This is a genomic window from Arthrobacter glycogeni (assembly GCF_054510815.1).
Genome location: NZ_JBTNDV010000001.1, coordinates 259,121 through 278,632, shown reverse-complemented (window position 1 = coordinate 278,632; position 19,512 = coordinate 259,121). Strand labels below are relative to the sequence as shown.

The 19,512-nt window shown below is 61.3% G+C and carries 6 protein-coding genes; all 6 read left to right on the top strand.

Annotated features, from left to right (window positions below; translation table 11 throughout):
• The first annotated feature begins 325 nt into the window (after positions 1–325).
• The 6 genes from ACX80G_RS01195 (at position 326) to ACX80G_RS01170 (ending at position 19,471) form a co-directional block, all read left to right on the top strand.
• A complete protein-coding gene (locus ACX80G_RS01195; RefSeq protein WP_459305144.1) occupies positions 326–2,188 on the top strand; it encodes an ATP-dependent nuclease in 1,863 nt (620 codons plus the stop codon).
• A gap of 123 nt (positions 2,189–2,311) precedes the next feature.
• Positions 2,312–5,173: a helicase-related protein gene (locus ACX80G_RS01190; protein WP_459305143.1), complete on the top strand. Its 2,862-nt coding sequence runs from the start codon at positions 2,312–2,314 to the stop codon at positions 5,171–5,173.
• A complete protein-coding gene (locus ACX80G_RS01185; protein ID WP_459305142.1) occupies positions 5,173–9,783 on the top strand; it encodes an Eco57I restriction-modification methylase domain-containing protein in 4,611 nt (1,536 codons plus the stop codon). Before ACX80G_RS01190 ends, ACX80G_RS01185 begins: the two co-directional genes overlap by 1 nt.
• On the top strand, positions 9,783–16,148 hold the full coding sequence (locus ACX80G_RS01180) for a DEAD/DEAH box helicase (RefSeq protein WP_459305141.1): 6,366 nt from the start codon (positions 9,783–9,785) through the stop codon (positions 16,146–16,148). The genes ACX80G_RS01185 and ACX80G_RS01180 overlap by 1 nt, the downstream gene beginning before the upstream one ends.
• Before the next feature lies 1 nt (position 16,149).
• Positions 16,150–18,435, top strand: a complete 2,286-nt coding sequence (locus ACX80G_RS01175; protein WP_459305140.1) for a 3'-5' exonuclease — start codon at positions 16,150–16,152, stop codon at positions 18,433–18,435.
• A 43-nt stretch (positions 18,436–18,478) separates the two neighbouring features.
• Positions 18,479–19,471 carry a protein NO VEIN domain-containing protein gene (locus ACX80G_RS01170; RefSeq protein ID WP_459305139.1) on the top strand — a complete coding sequence of 331 codons (993 nt, stop codon included), beginning with the start codon at positions 18,479–18,481 and terminating at the stop codon, positions 19,469–19,471.
• Positions 19,472–19,512: the final 41 nt, after the last annotated feature.

The following is a 19,512-nucleotide window of genomic DNA, read 5'->3' as shown; positions in this document are numbered from 1 at the left end:
CAAGGAAGGAGTCGAGCCGCCTCGGAGCACTGTGGCGTCTTGTGCTGCTGGCCTGGTGTTCTCGTTTGCGGCCGGAACCTTGCAGTACGTTGGAGTTTTGCTCTCCACGCCGCCTTCGCCGCCCACCCTGAGCATCGAGCGCCCAGTCAGATGGCTGATGGTTAGCGCGGTCCGGCGTTCAATGCACGATCAGCCCCGCACCCAAGACTAGGGTTGATCAGGTCGGGGGCGTCACAGCGGAATTGCATGCGACATCTGAGATATATACTGCATTTTAAAAAGCAGCCGCGTTACCGGCGAGTAAGTGTGGCAGATAGACGACCGAGTGAGGCTGGAACTCGCGCCGAAGATCGAAACCGTACCAGGGGAGAAATTGAGTACTAGTAAAAACGCGTTGAGCGGAATGTTTCAATCTGCGGCATACGACTCGGCGATTCGCCACATTCGCTTCCCTCGATATAAGAATTTGACTCCGGGATTAAAGATCGAATTCACCTACCCGATTACCGCGTTGGTCGGGGGTAATGGCACGAACAAGACATCGATACTTCGAGCGATCGAAGCCTGTCCAGAGGGGCAGGACTTAGGAAACTGGTGGTTCTCCACTTCTATGGACCCAATTGCCTCCGGGGAGCAACCTCGTTACATCTACGGATACCGCAATTCTTCTTCGAAAAAAGTGGTCGAAGTCCGGAAAGTAAGGATTGAGCGAAAGGACCGCCACACAGACTATTGGGAGTCATCAAAGGCGGCGGACGGGATGGATCGAATGCCAGCAGTTGCTGCGGGCGCAACTAGAGAAGGTCGGTCCGGAACACGCTGGAACCCGGTGTCGAAGCCTGTCATTTACTTGGATTTCCGTGGCGAGCTGCCCGCATACGACAAGTACATGCGCAACCCGAGTGCGAAAGAATCAAGTCGTTCTTTAGCGGAAAGGAAGAATTGGATCCGCCAACGCTCGGTGAAGGTAAGAGCCGCGTTCGCTGGAAGCAAGAAGTCCTATTACGGTAAGGTTCGCGTACACGAAGTAGTCGCGTTGAATGCCAAGGAGCTTGCTGCTGTATCAAAGATACTGGGCCGTTCGTATAAGTCGGTCGAGATGGTTCTTCATGAATATTTTGATCGGGTGGGTTGGACGGTAAGTATGCGATCGGGCGCCTTATCCTATTCCGAAGCGTATGCGGGCAGCGGCGAGTTCGCTATAGTTACACTAGTTCACCAGCTTTCTTCGGCATTGCCCGGTTCAATGGTCTTGCTGGATGAGCCTGAAACTTCACTGCATCCCGCTTCACAGCAGCTCCTCATGGATTTCTTGGTGGAGCAGGTGAAATTGCTCCACCTGCAAGTGGTTATGGCAACACACTCCCCGTATCTGATTGCGGACCTCCCCTCGGACGCGATAAAGCTGCTGCAGCAAGATGCCTCTGGCGCCGTTGTCCTGGACAAGCAAGAAGCTTCGCAGACCGAGGCTTTTTTCCGACTTGGCGCACCGAAGAAAGATAAGTTGCAACTCATCGTCGAGGATAAACTTGCGGCTGAAATCCTTCACCGCGGGTTGAAGCCACTCGGCGAAGCCGCTTTGAAGCGGATGGATATATTGCCATTTCCTGGAGGATCCTCGACCATAATCTCTCGATTGGTTCCAAATTTAGCATTCACTGGAACTGTCTCAACCCTAGTATTCTTGGATGGTGATCAGCGGCCGAGCGAGGACGACCGAGTCCCCCTCGGCTCTGATGCGCAAGGGGAGACCAGGTTCGCAAAGACATCAAGCATCTCCGACGATGATCTAAATCAGGCGATTCATTCCTTGTTCCCGGGGACACCGAACCTTCAGATTCCAATGGACGGGGGAGATGATTCGGAAAGTAGTGCGAATCGTGTCTCGACTCTTCGGAGGACCCACTCTTGGATTTACGAGAACGTTCATTTTATGCCCGGTGAGAGCCCAGAGGAGTACGTGTGTGAAATGACAGGGTGCCCTCGGGGAAGCTCTAAGGCCGCAAAGGCGTTCTTGCTAGACAAGACGGCTCAGGAGCTGGACAAGGAACCTTGGGAGTTGCCCAGTATTTCGTCAGAGCAAATCTTTGCCACACAACAGCGCTTGTTGATTGACCTTCCGGTAAACGACCCCTCATGGGAGCACATTCGGAACGTGGTGAACAACAGACTCACTCAGCTACCCTAAGGCAAGGTCTCGGCAAGGACGGTTCAACGCACAAGATGTCCCTGCGGGGGTTTCGGAGGTTGCATAGAGGGTTTGGTCCTTGCTCCGGGGGCTTTGCGGAACTACGAAGCACAGGAGCAGGTCTTGACAGTTACAGCCGAAAACCGGGAACTCAACGTCGCGCCCGGTTCAGTGGTGCGTGTCCGGGACGAAGACTGGCTCGTCACAAGCGTCGAAAAATCGGTAGACGGCACCCTCATCAGGGTGCAGGGCCTCGGCGAGCTTGTCAGAGACACCACCGCGGCCTTCTACTCAGCGCTGGACACCATCGAAGTAGTGGACCCAGCCAAGTCCAAAGTGGTTGCTGACGATACGCCAAACTACCGAAAAGCGCGGCTGTTCCTTGAGACCACTCTCCGCAAGACCCCGACACCCCAGTCGGCGGAATACCTGACCGTCTCCACCCGGATGCTGTCGCGCAACCTCAAGTACCAGCAGATCGCCGTCGCGAAGGCCCTGGACACCAAGAACATTCGCCCGCGCATCCTAATCGCCGACGCCGTGGGCCTCGGTAAGACACTTGAGATCGGTATGATCCTCAGCGAACTGGTCAAACGCGGCCGGGGTGAACGCATCCTCATTGTCACCCCGCGCCACGTGCTTGAGCAGATGCAGCACGAGCTCTGGTGCCGCTTCGCGCTGCCGTTCGTCCGCCTCGACTCCGCCGGCATCCAGAAGATCCGGCAGAAGCTCCCGGCCACCCGCAACCCCTTCACCTACTACAAGCGCGCCATCATCTCCATGGACACGCTCAAGAGCCCCCGCTACCGGGCCCAGCTCGGCAAACTGCATTGGGATGCGGTGGTCATCGACGAAGCCCACAACGTCACCAATACCCAGGCAATGAACAACGAGCTCGCCCGCGTGCTCGCGCCGAACACCGAGGCCCTGATCCTGGCTTCTGCCACCCCGCACAACGGACGCAACGAGTCGTTCGCGGAGATCCTACGCCTGCTGGACCCCACCGCCGTCCGCCCGGACGGAACGTTCGACCCCAAACACGTGGAGAACCTCATCATCCGCCGGCACCGGCACAGCCCGGAGGTCGCCCAGGAAGTCGGCGCGGACTGGGCCGAGAGGGAAGAGCCGGACAACAGGCTCGTCTCAGCCTCCGCCGCAGAGAACTCCATCGCCGAGGAGCTCTCGGACGTATGGCTCCACCCCGAAGGCAAACCGGCACCGTATTCGGGGCAGAACGGTGCGCTGTTTTCCTGGACCCTTGCCAAGGCATTCCTCTCCAGCCCTGCTGCGCTGCTCGAAACGGTCACCGAGCGTCTCAGGAAGCTCGACGCCAATTCCCCCTCCGAGGCCAAGGAAGTCGACGCCCTCAAGCGGCTCAGCATGCTCACCGAAGCCGCCAACACCGGTGACTCCGCCAAGTACACCGAGCTTGTCAGCTACTTGAAGGGGATCGGCGTCGGCAAGGGCTCCCCGATGCGTGCAGTGGTCTTCGCCGAGCGCGTCGCCACGCTCAAGTGGCTGCAAGAGTCGCTCCCCAAGGCCCTCGGCCTCAAGCCGGAGAATGTCGGCCTCCTGCATGGTGGCCTCAGCGATGTTGAACAGCAAGGCATCGTGGACCAGTTCAAGCGCGGCAACAGCCCGCTGCGCGTACTGGTCACCGGCGACGTCGCATCCGAAGGCGTGAACCTCCACGCCGAATGCCACCACCTGATCCACTTCGACATCCCCTGGAGCCTCATCCGGATCGAACAGCGCAACGGCCGCATCGACCGATTCGGCCAGCGCCACAAACCGCAGATCACCACCCTGCTCCTGAACCCGCACAACACCCGATTCTCCGGCGACATCAAGGTCCTCACACGGCTGATGGAACGCGAACACGAGGCCCACACGGTCCTCAACGACGTCGCCTCCCTCATGGGGCAATACAGCGTCAAGCAGGAGGAAGACGCCATCCGCGACGTCCTGCTCCGTAAGAAGGACTTCGACGCCGTAGTCAGCAAGCCTGAAGCGGATCCAGACTCGGGTGACCTCTGGGACTTCCTCGACTTCGAGGCCCTGCAGAACGACGGGCAAACCGAGGCAATCCCTGTGGAGAAGCCATTCGGTCTCTACTCCACCGACCTGGACTTCCTCGACGAAGCCCTCAACGAGGCCTTCGGTGACCCGAGCAAGGTCCTCGGCTGGACCGTCCACACCGGCCACGGCCTCGCCGAGCTCAACCCGCCCGGCGACCTCCAAAATCGTCTGGGCAACCTTCCGCAGGACTACCTGTCCGAGCGGCGCGTCACCGAGCGCCTCAAGCTCGCCACGACCGTCGACGCCGGTACACGGGAACTGAACCGCGCCCGCGAATCCGACGACATGAGCTGGCCCGAAGCCCACTACCTCGGCCCGCTCCACCCCGTCCTGGACTGGGCCAGCGACCGAGCCCTGTCCTCGATGTCCCGCAGCGAGGTCCTCGTTATCCGCGGCGATGTGGACGCCACCCAGGTCCTGCTCATGGGCACGCTGATGAACCGCCGCGGCCAAGTGGTCTCCAAAGCCTTCATTGCGGTGGACTTCCCCGACCCGGCCAATCCCACGTTCTGTCTCAACGAACCCCTCGAGGATCTGGGCGAGCATCTGAGCAGCATCGGCGTCGATGCCAAGGCGACCAACCCCGGGCCAGTCACCATGGACGGGCTACAGGCCATGCTGCCGCAGGCAGTGGAGAGCGCCCGCCAGACCATGCAGCTCACCTTCGAGGCGGCTGAAGCGTCTGCCAACGAGCGCCTGCAGGCGTGGAAGGACCGGGCCACGGCCTGGACACAGCTGTCCTTCGATCTCGCCCAGCGCGCGGAAGTGAAAAAGCAACGCGAGCGTGTCAGCGAAGAGCAGCGCATCGCCGAGTCGCTCGCCCCGGCGCAACGCCTGGTCCGCCCTTTACTTATTGTCGTTCCTCGCGCAACCCCTATCGCTGTCCCGGAAGGTGCTGACCAGTAGTGCCGTCCTTTGATTCCATCGTTGTAGGCGAAGACTGGATCAGCGAACACTTCTTCACCACGGATTCCACCAAGGAATCCTTCCAAGCCGAGGTCGCCAAACTCCGCAGGAGCTGGGACGAGGCAGCGAAAGAAGGCCACTCAGCGACCCCGACCCGGTTCGCTGAGATTCGCGGACGCCTCCAGGTCCTCCTCGCCGGGCTGTCGGAAGACCCGGCGCGTGCGTCTCAGGCCTACGCCCTGCTGCGCGGCGCCCTCGGGTTTCAAGGCACGACGGCGATAGTCACGTTCGAACGAAGTGGGACCGAAACGCTCGTCCCCGGCGTGTGGGCCACGGAGAACTCCGAGGTCCTCTTCGTCGAGGCAGCCCCGGCGGACGGACTGGAAGACGTACTGTCCACGACTTTGCCGCTCGGGCGGGTTTTGGTGGACGGCAAAGAGCCTGACCCGGAGCTGACAATTGCGAAGGTCGTGTCCGAGGCCTACCTCTCGGACAAAGACCCGAAGTTCGTTGTCATCATGGCAGGCCGGTGGTTGGTGCTCACCGAACAGGAACGCTGGGCTGAGGGTCGCTATCTCGCAGCGGACGCGCTCCTGGTCGCGGACCGCAACGACACGAAGAAGAACGCCGAGACTGACCGGTTCCTGGCGCTCTACGGCCGCGACTCTCTCATGCCGTCACCGGACGGCTCCATCTGGTGGGACAGCATCCTCCAGGCCTCCGTCAAACACACCGTGGGCGTATCCCAAGACCTACGAGAAGGCATCCGCCGCTCCATCGAGATCATCGCCAACGACGTCCTGGATCGTCGCCGTGAAGCAGGTCTGGGCGTCGAGGACATCGACGGGCAGATCCTTGCGCGTCAGTCCCTGCGGTTCCTCTACCGGATCCTCTTCCTGCTCTACGCGGAGGCCTCCCCGGAGATGGGAGTCCTACCGGTGGGAGCGGGCGAATACAGTGAGGGTTATGGCCTTGACCGGCTGCGGGAATTGACCCTCATCAATATCGAGCGGCCGGAGTCTCGTCACGGCACGCACATCTACGAATCGCTCGCTCAGCTCTTCCACCTGGTCGACAAAGGCCACGCTCCAGCAGGGGCAAACCCCTCCGACGATGCTTCCGGCGAGAACGAAGGCCTGCTTTTTCAACCGCTCAAGGCCGACCTCTTCCACGACGCCGCAACCTCCCTGATCAATGATTCCAAGCTCAGCAACAGCGAACTTCAGCGCGTCCTGCAGCATCTGCTGCTCAGCAAGGAGGTCAGGGGCAAGGACCGGGGCTTCATCTCCTACGGCGAACTGGGTATCAATCAGCTTGGCGCCGTCTATGAGGGTCTCATGTCCTACACGGGATTCATTGCCGCGGAGCCCCTGCACGAGGTGGCTAAGGACGGGAACTCGGTCAAGGGTTCCTGGGTGGTCCCGGTGGACCGGTCCGAGTCCATCGATGCCAAGCATTTCGTGGTGGAGGAGGACGAACGGACGGGGGAGCGGAAGCCGGTTCTTCACCCTGCGGGCTCTTTCGTTTTCCGGCTTGCCGGCCGGGAGCGCCAGCAGTCGGCCTCCTATTACACCCCCGAGGTTCTGACCAAGTTCGTGGTATCCCAGGCGCTCGAAGAGCTGCTGGACCAGAACGGGCAGAGGACCGCCGCCGATGACATCCTGAAGCTAACGGTCTGCGAGCCTGCACTAGGTTCTGGCGCGTTCGCCCTCGAAGCTGTCCGCCAGCTCGCCGACGAGTACCTCAAGCGCAAACAGGATGAGTTGGACGTCCGAGTTCCTGCGGACGAGTACCCGCAGGAACTCCAGAAGGTGAAGGCCCAGATTGCCCTGCACCAGGTCCACGGTGTGGACTTGAACTCGACGGCGGTGGAACTCGCGGAAGTCTCGCTCTGGCTCGACACCATGGTGAAGGACCTGCAAGCGCCGTGGTTCGGCCTGCGCCTGCGACGCGGCAACTCACTGATTGGTGCCCGCCGGGCCACGTACTCCCGGCAGACTGTGAATGACAAGTCCTGGCTGAAGAGTGCCCCGCGGGACGCGCCCCTCACCGGGCTGGTCGAGGCCATGACTGGTGAAACGGACGATCCAGATGTGCTCGGTCGGATCCACCACTTCTTGCTCCCAGCGGAAGGTTGGGGTGCGGCCGCCGACGCTAAGGAAGTCAAGGACCTGGCAGGGGGGGCCCAGCAGCAGCTGAAGGCCTGGCGTATCAAGATCAGGTCCAAACCCAGCAAGACCCAGGTAGACCGGATGGTAAGCCTCGGGCGCAGGGTTGAATCGCTCTGGAAGCTCACACTCCGCAGACTGCAGGTCGCCGAGGCCGAGGCGCGCCGAGACATTGACTACTTCGGCAAGCAGCCCTCACCTGCTGAGACGGAGGATGCAAGCAATGCGGTCCAAGCCGTCACGCGGGAACAGATCGAGGAGACGCTCAACAACCCTAACGGCGCTTACCAGCGTCTCCGCAGAGTTATGGATGCCTGGAACGCACTGTGGTTCTGGCCGTTGATCGAGCGGGCGACTGGCGGGGCAACACCCCCCACTATGGAGGAATGGCTCGGCGGACTGGAAGCGATTCTTGGGCTACAGGGCAAAGAGTCGAAGATGGTGGGACAGCAGACCTTCGGTGCCGCATCGACTTGGGAAGAACTGAACGACGCCGAGCGGGTCGATCTTGAATTTACCCTGGTGTCCGATATCGAAATGGCCAAGAAGCAGCACTCCTGGCTGCAGGTGTGCGAGAACATCGCCGCCGACCAGGGATTCTTCCACTGGGAGCTGGACTTTGCGTCCATCTTCGGCCGCGGCGGCTTTGATTTGCAGGTGGGTAACCCGCCGTGGGTTCGGCCGGATTGGGACGAAGACGCGTTATACGCCGAGTTTGATCCTTGGTGGCAATTAAACGATAAGCAGACGCAGGCTCTAAAAACTGAAAAGCAAATCGAAGCCAAAGCGGATCATGCGCAGATTCAATTCATGTGTTCCCAGGCCGCCGGGATCGTAGCCTTGCGAGAGCTTTTGACGTCGCCTGCTACTTACCCTATTGTCGCTGGCCTCCGCCCCGACCTCTATCGTTCCTTCATGGAGCGGACATGGAGGTCCGCTTCCCTGACTGGAGTAGTAGCTCTGCTTCACCCGGAATCGCACTTTACCGAGAAGAAGGCAGCACACCTCAGGTCCGAGACGTACCGCCGCCTCCGCAGGCATTGGCATTTCCGCAACAAGCAGAAGCTCTTCGCCGATCTGACAGACCAACTTGAATTCGGCGTCCATGTTTACGGATCTTCACGCAACGAACCGGATTTCATCATGGCCGCGTCCCTCTATCAGCCCGAGACAGCAGAGCGATCGCTATTACACGACGGGTCTGGGGAAGCGCCAGCTTTGAAGACGGTCGACGGAGGATGGGATACTCGGCCACACGCCGAACGCATTGTTAGAGTTGACTCGCAAATCCTGAAAGTCTGGGCTGACCTTCTCGAAGAGGCAGGAACGCCTTCCGTTTCTGCACGCATGCTTTATCCCGTCAACCGTGCGAGTTCACGTGTCATGAGGATGCTCAGCAATGCGCCCCGGGTGCATGCCCTAAGGCTTCAATACTCGTCTGGATGGAATGAAACTTCTGATCGAAAAAAGGGTCTTTTTGAGGTCGGTTCCCGGGTCAATAATTCGTGGTACGACGTGATTCTCCAGGGCCCGCACTTCACCGTAGGCAATCCCTTTGTGAAACAACCGCGACAGGTGGTGAGAAGCAATAACGACTGGGACGAAACCGATGTGGAAGCGCTGCCAAGTGATTTCATCCCTCGGACCAGTTACCAACGGTCTGCACCGGCGGAGACGTTTGCCCAAGATTTCGGCTCTTGGCGGGGCGGAACTGGCAACCACGGCAGGATCATCGATGGGTATCGGATCGTGTGGCGCCAGATGGCTGCTATCGCCAGTCAAAGGACCCTCCACGTTTCGGTTATTCCGCCAGGCGCTACACAAATTTCTTTTACGCTAGGCGGAGCGGATGCGACTGAGCTTGCGAATGTCGCGGGTACATGGTCCTCCATCGTTCTCGATTTCTTGGTGAAGACAGCCGGGGTTGCGAATCTTCACAATTCATTTGTAGAAATGCTCCCTGTCCTCGAGAAGGGACCGCTGACCGCCCTGATCGTCGAGCGGTTTTGTAGGCTCACTTGCTTGACCCAGGCGTATGCCCAGTTCTGGGAAGAAGCAATGGGGAGTTCGTGGTCCGCGGAATCTGCTGAGAGGAACCCTGCCATGCGGCGGAGGCTGCTGGTTGAGATCGACGCAGTTACAGCGCTCGGCTTCGGTATAGGTATAGACGATCTGTGCACTATCTATCGAACCCAGTTTCCCGTTCTTCGAAGCTACGAACAGAATGATCTTTTTGACGGGAACGGGCGCAAAGTCCCTGGAGACATGAGCCGAGAGTATCGCAGGTTGGGAGAGTCCTTGACCCTGGAAGAACGCACCTGGACGCACCCGCAGAGCGGTGTCGAGTACGTCTTCGAGTTCCCGTTCCAGAGTTTCGACCGCGAAGAGGACATGCGGAAGGCATACGCCCACTTCTCGAACATGCTGGAGGAGAAGGACTGATGTCGGAGCTTCTACCCACCACCCAGGCCGGGGACCTGCGTCGGGGGCTCTCCGACTACCTCGCCACCACGTTTGCGCTCACCGACGGGAACGCCCAGTCCGCCATCAAGGACTTCCTTGCGGATCCCGATCAAGGACTCTTCAAGGGAGCCTACGTCCGGCTGCGGCTCCCCTTCGAAACTGCCGAGCCGGGTTGGCGCGATTGCCTCGACTGGTACGAGGGCTTCGAACCCTACGGTCACCAGGCCAAGGCATTCCAGCGGCTCAGCAGCAAGGGTGCTGGCGGGGCACCCCGCCGCCCGGAACCCACACTGGTCACCACCGGCACCGGTTCCGGAAAAACCGAGGCATTTCTCTACCCGATCCTGGATCACGTGCTGCGCGCCAAGCGCGACGGCATTACCGGCATCAAGGCACTCATCCTCTACCCGATGAACGCACTCGCCAATGACCAGGCCAAACGCCTGGCCGAGCTGCTGACCACTTACCCGGAGCTCTCCGGCGTCACCGCGGGCATCTATACCGGACAGAAGGACACCAACCGCACCAGGGTCGCCCGTGACGGTCTGATCAACGACCGCGACGTCTTCCACCAGGATCCACCGGACATACTGCTGACGAACTACAAGATGTTGGACATGCTCCTGCTCCGCCATACAGATGCACCCCTCTGGGAGAAATCTGCAACCAGCCTGCAGTACGTGGTCCTGGATGAATTCCACACCTACGACGGTGCGCAGGGAACAGACGTCGCCATGCTGCTGCGCCGGCTCGGACTGATGCTCAAGAGCTACTGGCCGGATGACTTGACCGACAGCCCCTACGGGCTGAGCGAGGAAGACCGGGCCCGGCCCCTCGGCCGGGCCACCCCCGTCGCCACCTCTGCCACCCTGGGCAGCAAAGGTGACCCGGACGCAATGCTCCGCTTCGCCGGAACCGTCTTCGGCGAGGTGTTCCCCCACGACTCCGTCGTCACAGAGTCTAGGCTCACCCAGGAGGCCTGGACAAAGCTCGGCACCGGAAACGTGCAGGGCCGAGACCTCAATGCCATCGCCCTTGACATCGCTGCGACCAACAACGCCGTCGCGGAACTGCGCGAGTCCGGCGGCACCCCCGAAGCAGTCCTCGGGCCCGTCGTAAAGACGCTCTTCGGTGAACGCCCCACGGACCTTCTGGACGCGATGCGGACGCACCCGCTGACCGTCGCCCTCCTGGAGCACGCGAGTACCGCCGTCGCGCTTGCGGACCTCACGAATGCCATTTTCCCGTCCTATTCGTTGCCCACCGACGTCCGGCCGGAAGCTGCGGAAGAATTCATCTCCCACGTCATCGCGGTGCTCAGCCACATCAGGGCCCGCGAGGGTCGGGCCGCGCTCACCGTCGAGACGCACCTGTGGATCCGCGAGATGTCCCGCGTGGATGCCGCCGTTGACACCTCACCGCGCTTTCGTTGGTCCGACGACGGGGTGGACCAGTCCCACGACCTGTTCCTTCCGGCGCTCTACTGCCGGCACTGTGGGCGCTCCGGCTGGGGCGCCGTCCTGGCCCCGACCGGCATGGACCTCGAGCTGGACGACTCCAAGATCCGTGAAGCTCGCGTCACGAACAACCCGCGCTTCCGCACCCTTATCTCCGCAGCTGCGGAGGCGGACATCATCGAATTCCGTCAGGACGGTTCGGAGGAGGTGCAAGGCCTGCACTGGCTCCACACCGTCAACCGGGGGCTCTCGGCTACACCACCGAAGGCCGACAGCGCCGACCTCGCCGAAGGGCGGATCATCCCCGTCCTGATGCTCACCGGCAAGGACGCGGACGACGACTCGAAGAAGGACGTGTGCCCGTCATGCCTGGCCAAGGATGGAATCGCCTTCATGGGCAGCGCCATCGCCACCATGCTCTCCGTGAGCATCTCCAACCTGTTCGGCGCCGAAGGGCTTAACGACGACGAGAAGAAGGCCCTCGTCTTCACCGACAGCGTCCAAGACGCCGCGCACCGGGCCGGATACGTCCAGTCCCGCTCCCACACGATGACGCTGCGCACTGCTCTGCGGCGCGCGCTCGGCGAGCAGCCCGCCACGCTCTCGGAACTAGTGGACACCGCGATCGCCCGCGCAGACACGCCCGGCGCGCGCTACCAATTGATCGCACCCGAATTCGTGGACCGACAGAGCTTCCGACCCTTCTGGGACCCTAAGGCCTCCCCAGGGGAACGCGTCCGCGCCAGGCGTTTCGCCAAACGCAGGCTGCAGTTCGATGCTCTTCTAGAGCTCGGCCTTCAATCGCGCACCGGCCGCACCCTGGAACTCACCGGATCCCTGGCCGTTGAGACCGACGCCGGTAACCCCACCCGCATGCTCTCCGTAGCACGGAAGGCCTATGAAGCCGCCCTTCACCAGACGATGATCGGTGAGACCGCACCCACGCAGCAGCAATTGCTGCACTGGATCCGCGGCACGGTGGAAAGGGTCCGGCTCCAAGGCGGCGTCCACCATGAATGGCTCAAGGGCTACATCGCGACCGACGGCAAACGCTGGCAGATTTGGGGCGGACGACCCAAAGGCGAAGGCATGCCTGCATTCCCTTCCGGCCGGCCCGCGCCAGTCTTCCCCCGGATCGGCAGCGCCGCCGCGGCTACCGACAACCTGGACGGAGTCACATCCTCAGCCTCCTGGTACGCGCGTTGGACAGCCCGCTGCCTTGGCGTCGCTCCCTCCGACAGCGGCTACTTAGCGAAGGCACTGATCACCGCACTAGCCGAGGACGGAACCTTCGGCAGCTCGAAGACCAACTCCGGCGCGGATGTCTACTGGCTTGACCCGGAGAAAATCGTGCTCTCCGTCCCGGATGCCAAGGATCTGGCCGAAGGACGGCACGCCGTCCAGTGCAAGGTCTGCCAGGCCATCACCCCTGGTAGCCTCACCGTCATCGACCAGCTGGTCGGGGGCCCCTGCACTCTGGTCCGCTGCAGCGGGACACTGCAGCGGCACGCCTCGGACGCCCGCAACTTCTACCGGGACCTCTATTCCTCGCGCGAGAGCAAGCGTGTGGTGGCCCGAGAACATACCTCGCTGCTCGACGACGCGACGAGGATCCTCTACGAGACGCAGTTCAAATCCGGCGCAGACAACCCCCAGGCTCCCAATGTGTTGGTGGCCACGCCCACGCTGGAGATGGGCATCGATATTGGGGACCTGTCCTGCGTCATGCTGGCTTCGTTGCCGACGTCCGTTGCCTCCTACCTCCAGCGGGTGGGCCGGGCAGGCCGTCTGACCGGCAACTCGCTGGTCCTCGCTTTCGTTCGAGGCCGTGGCGAACACCTGCCCAAGCTGAATGAACCGCTTTCCGTCATCAACGGGGAGGTCCGGCCACCCGCGACCTATCTGGACGCCGAAGAGATCCTGGGACGGCAGTACGTCGCCCACATTGCGGACCGCTTCGCTCGGACCGCGGGCCGGGCACATCCAGTCGATGCCATCCAGGCACTCGGGAGCGTAGCGCCCGGATCGTTCATCGGGGACCTGATCGAGGACGCTACGGCGAACGCTCAGACTTACCTCGTCGAATTCCTAGAGCAGTTCGGAGAAAGAATCACTGCGGACAGCGCGGCCCGCCTGACGGCCTGGGCATCACAGCAGGCCGACGGTGAGCCTAGCGACCTCGCCCGTCATTTGATCCGGGCGGCCGGGGAATGGAAGGCGGACGTTGATGAACTCGACACTCGCCGTAAGGAGATCGGCACCGCCCTGCCCGAGCTGGAGGAGGCCGCGGCCCTGGCTGACCGGCTGGACGACAAGACCTCCGACGCGCACCAGGCCCTTCGCACCGCCAAAGCCACCCTCAGAATGATCGGTGACCAGCTCAAGCAGCTCCGCGGCCAGTACTGGATATCGGTGCTGGAAGCCTATGGTGTGCTGCCCAACTATACGCTCCTCGACGACTCGGTGAGCCTGGACGTGGGGCTGTCCTGGAAGGATGCTGATACGCAGGAGTTCGTCACCGACACAGTGTCCTACAGCCGCGGTGCCTCGGTAGCCCTCAGCGAATTCGCGCCCGGTGCCACCTTCTATGCGCAAGGGATGGAGATCCTGATCGATGCTGTGGACCTCGGCCCCCAGCAGAGCCATATCCAGAAGTGGCAGGTCTGCCCGCACTGCGGCTGGATCAAGACCGACCTCGGTACGGCCGCGGCCGTGCAGAACTGTGTGCGCTGCGGCACGTCGGCGATCGCGGACATGGGTCAGGTCCTCGACGTCGTGGTCCTGAAGAAGGTCTCCGCCGAGGTCCGCCGGGACGAGGCCGCGATCAACGACCGCCGCGACAACCGCGTGCGGGAACGCTTCACGATCGTCGCCGCGGCGGACATCGACCCGCAGCACCTACAGAAGCGCTGGTTCGTCGAGGGCTACGACTTCGGGGCCGAGTACTTCAACCGGGTGGATATTCGATGGCTCAACACCGGAAGGACGGCTTCCAACGGAGGTACGCGGGTCATCGCGGGCGACGACGTGCGGACGCCCATGTTCAGGCTGTGCTCGTACTGCGGACAGCTGGACCAGTCCGCTAAGGAGAATCTGCCCACCGAACACCGGTTCTGGTGCAGGTACCGCAAAACATCACAGGAGAGCGTTAAGGAAGTGGTGCTCGCCCGGGAACTTAACACCCAAGGCGTTGTGCTCCATCTGCCCCTTGACGTGACCTACGGCGACGACTTCTCCGTGCCGAGCCTCCAGGCCGCACTGTTACTGGGTCTCCGCGAAGTCCTCGGTGGGGCACCGGACCACCTCGGTGTGTTGCGGATCAATGATCCTGCGAACGGTGGGAACCGGATCGCCCTCATGCTGCACGACAAAGTCCCGGGCGGCACGGGCTACCTCGCCGAGTTCGCAGATGCCGAACGCGTGTGGGAGCTGCTGCACGCTGCGTGGAGGACCGTGCGTGACTGCAGCTGTCGCTTCGACGACCGGTTGGCCTGCCATCACTGCCTGCTTCCCTTCGCCGAGCCGTGGACGGTGGACAAGGTGGCCCGGGCGAGCGCAGAGCGCCTGCTCGGCTTGCTGCTGCGCTCCGGTGAGGCAGCCACGGACGGCGCCGTCCCGCCGTCGTTCTCCGATTGGACTGTCACCGAGGATGCGCCCGACGCCGAGACCTCAATCGAGTCGCTGCTGGAGAAGCGGTTTCGTAAGGCCTGGATGGACCGGCTCAAGGCGGTGGGAGCACATACCAAGGTGACCCCGGGTGCGCTCGCCGACACCATTACCTTCCGGATCCCCGGGCAGCACTTCCAATGGCAGCTCATCCCGCAGGTGGATGTCGCCGGAACCCGTCCTGATTTCCTGCTCAAGGGACCGCCCGACCCCAACTTTCCTGTGCTCGCGATCTACACGGACGGCTTCACCTTCCACGCGTCCACGGAACACAACAGGATCGCGGACGACGCCACCAAGCGCGACAAGCTCCGACACAGCGCTGAACTATCCGGGGCCGCCGTGCCGTGGGCGGTGACCTGGCAAGACGTGGAAGCGTTCGAAGCCGGTCGCGACGCGGCTGTTGTGCTGCCTCCTTGGGCCAGTGCAAAGCTCAATGCACAGCTCATGGCCAACTACCCTGTGAATGCCGAGATCATGGACCTACTGGGGCGTGACGCGATGACGATGCTCTGGGAATGGGTCAACCGGCCAGATCCGGAGGCTTGGGCGGACTTCTCTGAGCTTGTGCCGCTCATGCTGATGGCGCAGCGGCCCGAGCCCGCCGACGCAGACGCGATGTACGCGCAAGCGTCGGCGTTAGCCCAGGGCGCGAATCCACCCCTTCCTGCCGGCACCGTCACAGCGTGGACGTACGGATCGGGGAGCCTCGGGTTCGCGGCGGCCGGGTCGCCCAAGAGCCTGTCGACGATCGCCGTCGGACTATGCCTGGACGACAGGGCGGAAGCAATCGGTTCTCCTTCGCACGAAACATCCTGGCGTGAGTGGCTGAAGCTCTCCAACCTCCTGGCGTTCAAACCAATCGGACTGACGATCGGGTCGGTGCTGTCCACGGTCAGTGCCAGCGGATCCGTCGACGAAGAGGTCGCGCGCCTAGTGATGTCAGACGGGCTCAGCCCCGCCTGGAATGAACTGATGTTGCAAGCCACGGACGATGAAAAGACTCTGCTTGTTGCTATAGCCAATGCTGACATCACCGTCCTACCGGAACTCGGGCTGGAAGTTGACGGCCTGCCTGTTTCAGTTGCCTGGCCGGAGTACCAAGTCGCGGTCGTGCTTGACGGTGACGAGGGGCAATCTGAGCTTGAGGCAGCCGGTTGGGTCACTGTAGGAACAGATGTGGACGATATCCGCGAACTATTGAAGACAAAGGGGGCTTGAGATGGCGCTAGTTACGTGGATCAAGCAAAAGGACAAAATCGACGGCACGATGAAGAATAAGGTGTATTCCTTTTTCGAGAAGCTTCAAAAGGATGACACCGCGCCGGGGTTGCACATCGAACCGATGCACAGTCCCGCGGATTCCCGTGTGCGGACAGGCCGGATTGACCTGAACTTCCGAGCAGTCCTTTTCAAAGTCGCCTTCGATGGCATCCCCCACTATTTCTACTACGGCGCCTGGCCCCACGACGAGGCAATCGATATTGCGCGCTCGAGCGTCCTCCAAGTGAACTCCGTCAACGGTGTCCTTGAAGTTATCCGGGCCTCCACGCCCGACGGCGGGCCGTCTCCCACTTCACATACCCCTCCTGCAGAGCCTCCTGCGACCCCGGATCCCGACGTCGAGCCCCCCATTTCGGCGGTCGAGAACAAAATGGCCCGGGAAGCACCTGCTAGTCCATGGAGCAACCCTCTCCTTGTTTGCGGCATGGATCCAACCGAATTGGTCTCTGAACTTGGCCTAGCCACAGATCTTGTGGGGCAGGCTTTCGCCGCTTCCTCGGACGAAGGCCTTCTAGACGTCTTGGATGGAGCGCCTGAATGGCAGGCGACAGCGCTCCTTGAGCTGGCTGCTGGCACTTCAGTCCAAGAGGTCCAGGACAAGCTCGCCTTGAGCCGCTACGTGGATGACCCACAGGCGACAGACGAGGAGAAAATTCGCAAGTCCCTCGAGCACCCAGCCACGAGGATGCAATTCACCTTCGTCGGTGACAACTCCGATGAACTCAAAAAGGTGATCGAAGGTGGGGACTTCGATTCGTGGCGGACGTTCCTCCATCCGGAACAGCGGGTTTACTCGGAACGCAACTACAACGGGTCCTTCCGCCTGTCCGGTGGCGCCGGAACCGGAAAGACGGTGGTCCTACTCCACCGCGCGCGGATGTTGGCTGTGGCCGACCCGACGTCGCGCATCGTCCTGACCACCTACACTACGACCCTTGCTGAATCGCTTGAGAGCGGCTTATCCAAACTGGACGCCGGGCTCACCCGGGCAGCTAAGCCGGGAGCACCGGGGGTTCATATCTCAGGCGTGGACTCACTCGTCAACAAGGTCTTCCGCGGTGCGCAGGAGACGGAACAGCGCCGGGCCATGAAGGATCTCTTCGGGCTAGAGGTTTCCGCACCCGGCAAAATTCTGGACGCGGACACCGCGCGTCAGCAATGGGAGTCAGCACTGGCTGACGTCGATCACCAGCTGGAACCGGAGCTAGCCAACGCGACATTCCTCCAGCAGGAGTACGAAACCGTGATCCTACCCAATTTCATCAGCGGCAAGGATGAGTATCTGAAGGTGCCACGCGCCGGCCGAGGCACGGCCTTAAACAGGGCGAAGCGTCTTGGAGTTTGGAAGATCGTAGAGGGCTACCGCTACTACAACAGGATCGAGATGCACGCATCGTTTGTGGAGCTGGCGCACCTCGCGGCCCTAGTGCTCCGCCAGCGTGCAGAGAACGGCGGGGCACATCTTATCGATCATGTTCTGATCGATGAAGCACAGGACCTGCACGCAGGCCACTGGCTGTTCCTCCGGGAGCTGGTCCAGCAGGGACCCAACGACCTTTTCATCGCCGAGGACTCGCATCAGCGTATTTACGGCCAGAAAGTCCCGTTGTCTCGCTTCGGCATTGGCATTGTTGGTCGTGCTCGCCGGTTGACGCTCAACTACCGCACCACACAGCAAAACCTGGCGTACGCCGTCGGACTCCTTAATGGTGCTCCTGTGACGGATATTGAAGGCGGGGAAGAGTCGATCAACGGATACACCTCGTCGCGGGTAGGGCCGCGGCCGGAGGAGATAGCTTCGGCTTCTATTCCTGAGGAACTCGACAACCTAGCCGACTGTCTGCGGAAATGGAAAGACGAGGGGGTTCCACTCGAGACCGTCGGAATCCTTGTCCGGTCCAATTTCCAGATCGGTAAGGTCATCAACGGGTTGAACGAACGCGACCTTCAAGCTAGAACGGCGGGTGCGGCGACGGTGCCCGGTGTGCCGTCAGTGATGACCATGCACCGATCGAAGGGCATGGAGTTCACGAGGGTTGTTCTTTTCGGTCTTTCGGACCAATTCTTGCCGGCCTCCTATCAGGTGGGGGGCCTGGCGCCAGCGGAGCGGGCCGATGCCATTCTTCGGGAACGGTCGCTGCTCTATGTGGCGGCGACACGCGCCCGCGATGGTCTGGTCGTGTCCTGGAGCGGTAAACCGTCGGAGTTGCTTGGTACAAAGTAGTTTCTAGAAGCGACATTTCAGATACAAGCAATTTGGGGGAGCTATGACCGTCCGTGCGGTGAGGAAGAAGGCTCGCTGGTGGGACGATGATGCTTCTCAGCGGTATTGGATGGAGGTGGTCTACGAGGAAAGGTTTGGGAGTCAGCTCATCGCTCCGGGGGCCAGTCGGCATGATCGGATGAATGATGTTCAGGTAGGCGATATCGTCATCCACTGGCTCAGCCGAAAGAATCCCATGCGTTGGAAACCAGGAGTGTATGGAGCTTCCGTTGTGGCAGGTGCTCTGCAGAATGGCCGTGGCGACTGGTTGGGTCAAGCCGCAGATGTGATCCCATTATCCAATTACACCGCGCTAAAGAATCCCTTGCTGCTGACCGAGTTAAGAGCGCATCACCAAGAAGACGTTCTCGGTGTCCTTAGGAACCTGACGGAAAAATTCAGCAGCCCAAAGCAGACGATATATTTCCCATTTAATAGACATCCGAGGGCGGGCCTAAAGCCGAACGAGGGCTACCTCTTCAAAATGCCAGAGCAGGTTGTGCGGCTGGTGCCGAGCATGCTCCCTGACAGCGATTGGGGTGGGTTCGACACCCCGCTCGTCTCGCCGCCCATCAGCGGACAGAACGGGGTGCGACAGCGGTACGCCGGCTTCTGTGCCGACCCGATTCTGAAAAAGGCTATCGAGATGCAGGCCGTCCGGCAGGCTATTGCGCATTACGAAGCCGACGGTTACTGCGTAGAAGACGTCGGTGCCTATCGGTCGTACGATCTACTCGCAACGAGAAGAGACGAGGAACGCCACGTCGAGGTGAAGGGCTCACAGGGCTACGTCGAGAAGGTCATCCTGACTCGGAACGAGGTCACCCATGCGAACGACTATGGACTGACCGACCTGGTTGTCGTCGCGGAGATCTCATGGGAACGGCATCTCGACGGTTCAATCACCACCGATGAGGGAACGATGAGCGTTTACCCGGACTGGCGACCTTCGCCGGAGAACTTGAATCCCCTGAGCTACGAATACTTCCTGGACTGAGACGGGGGACTTAGAGGGGGGTCGGTGGCCCGACCCCCCTC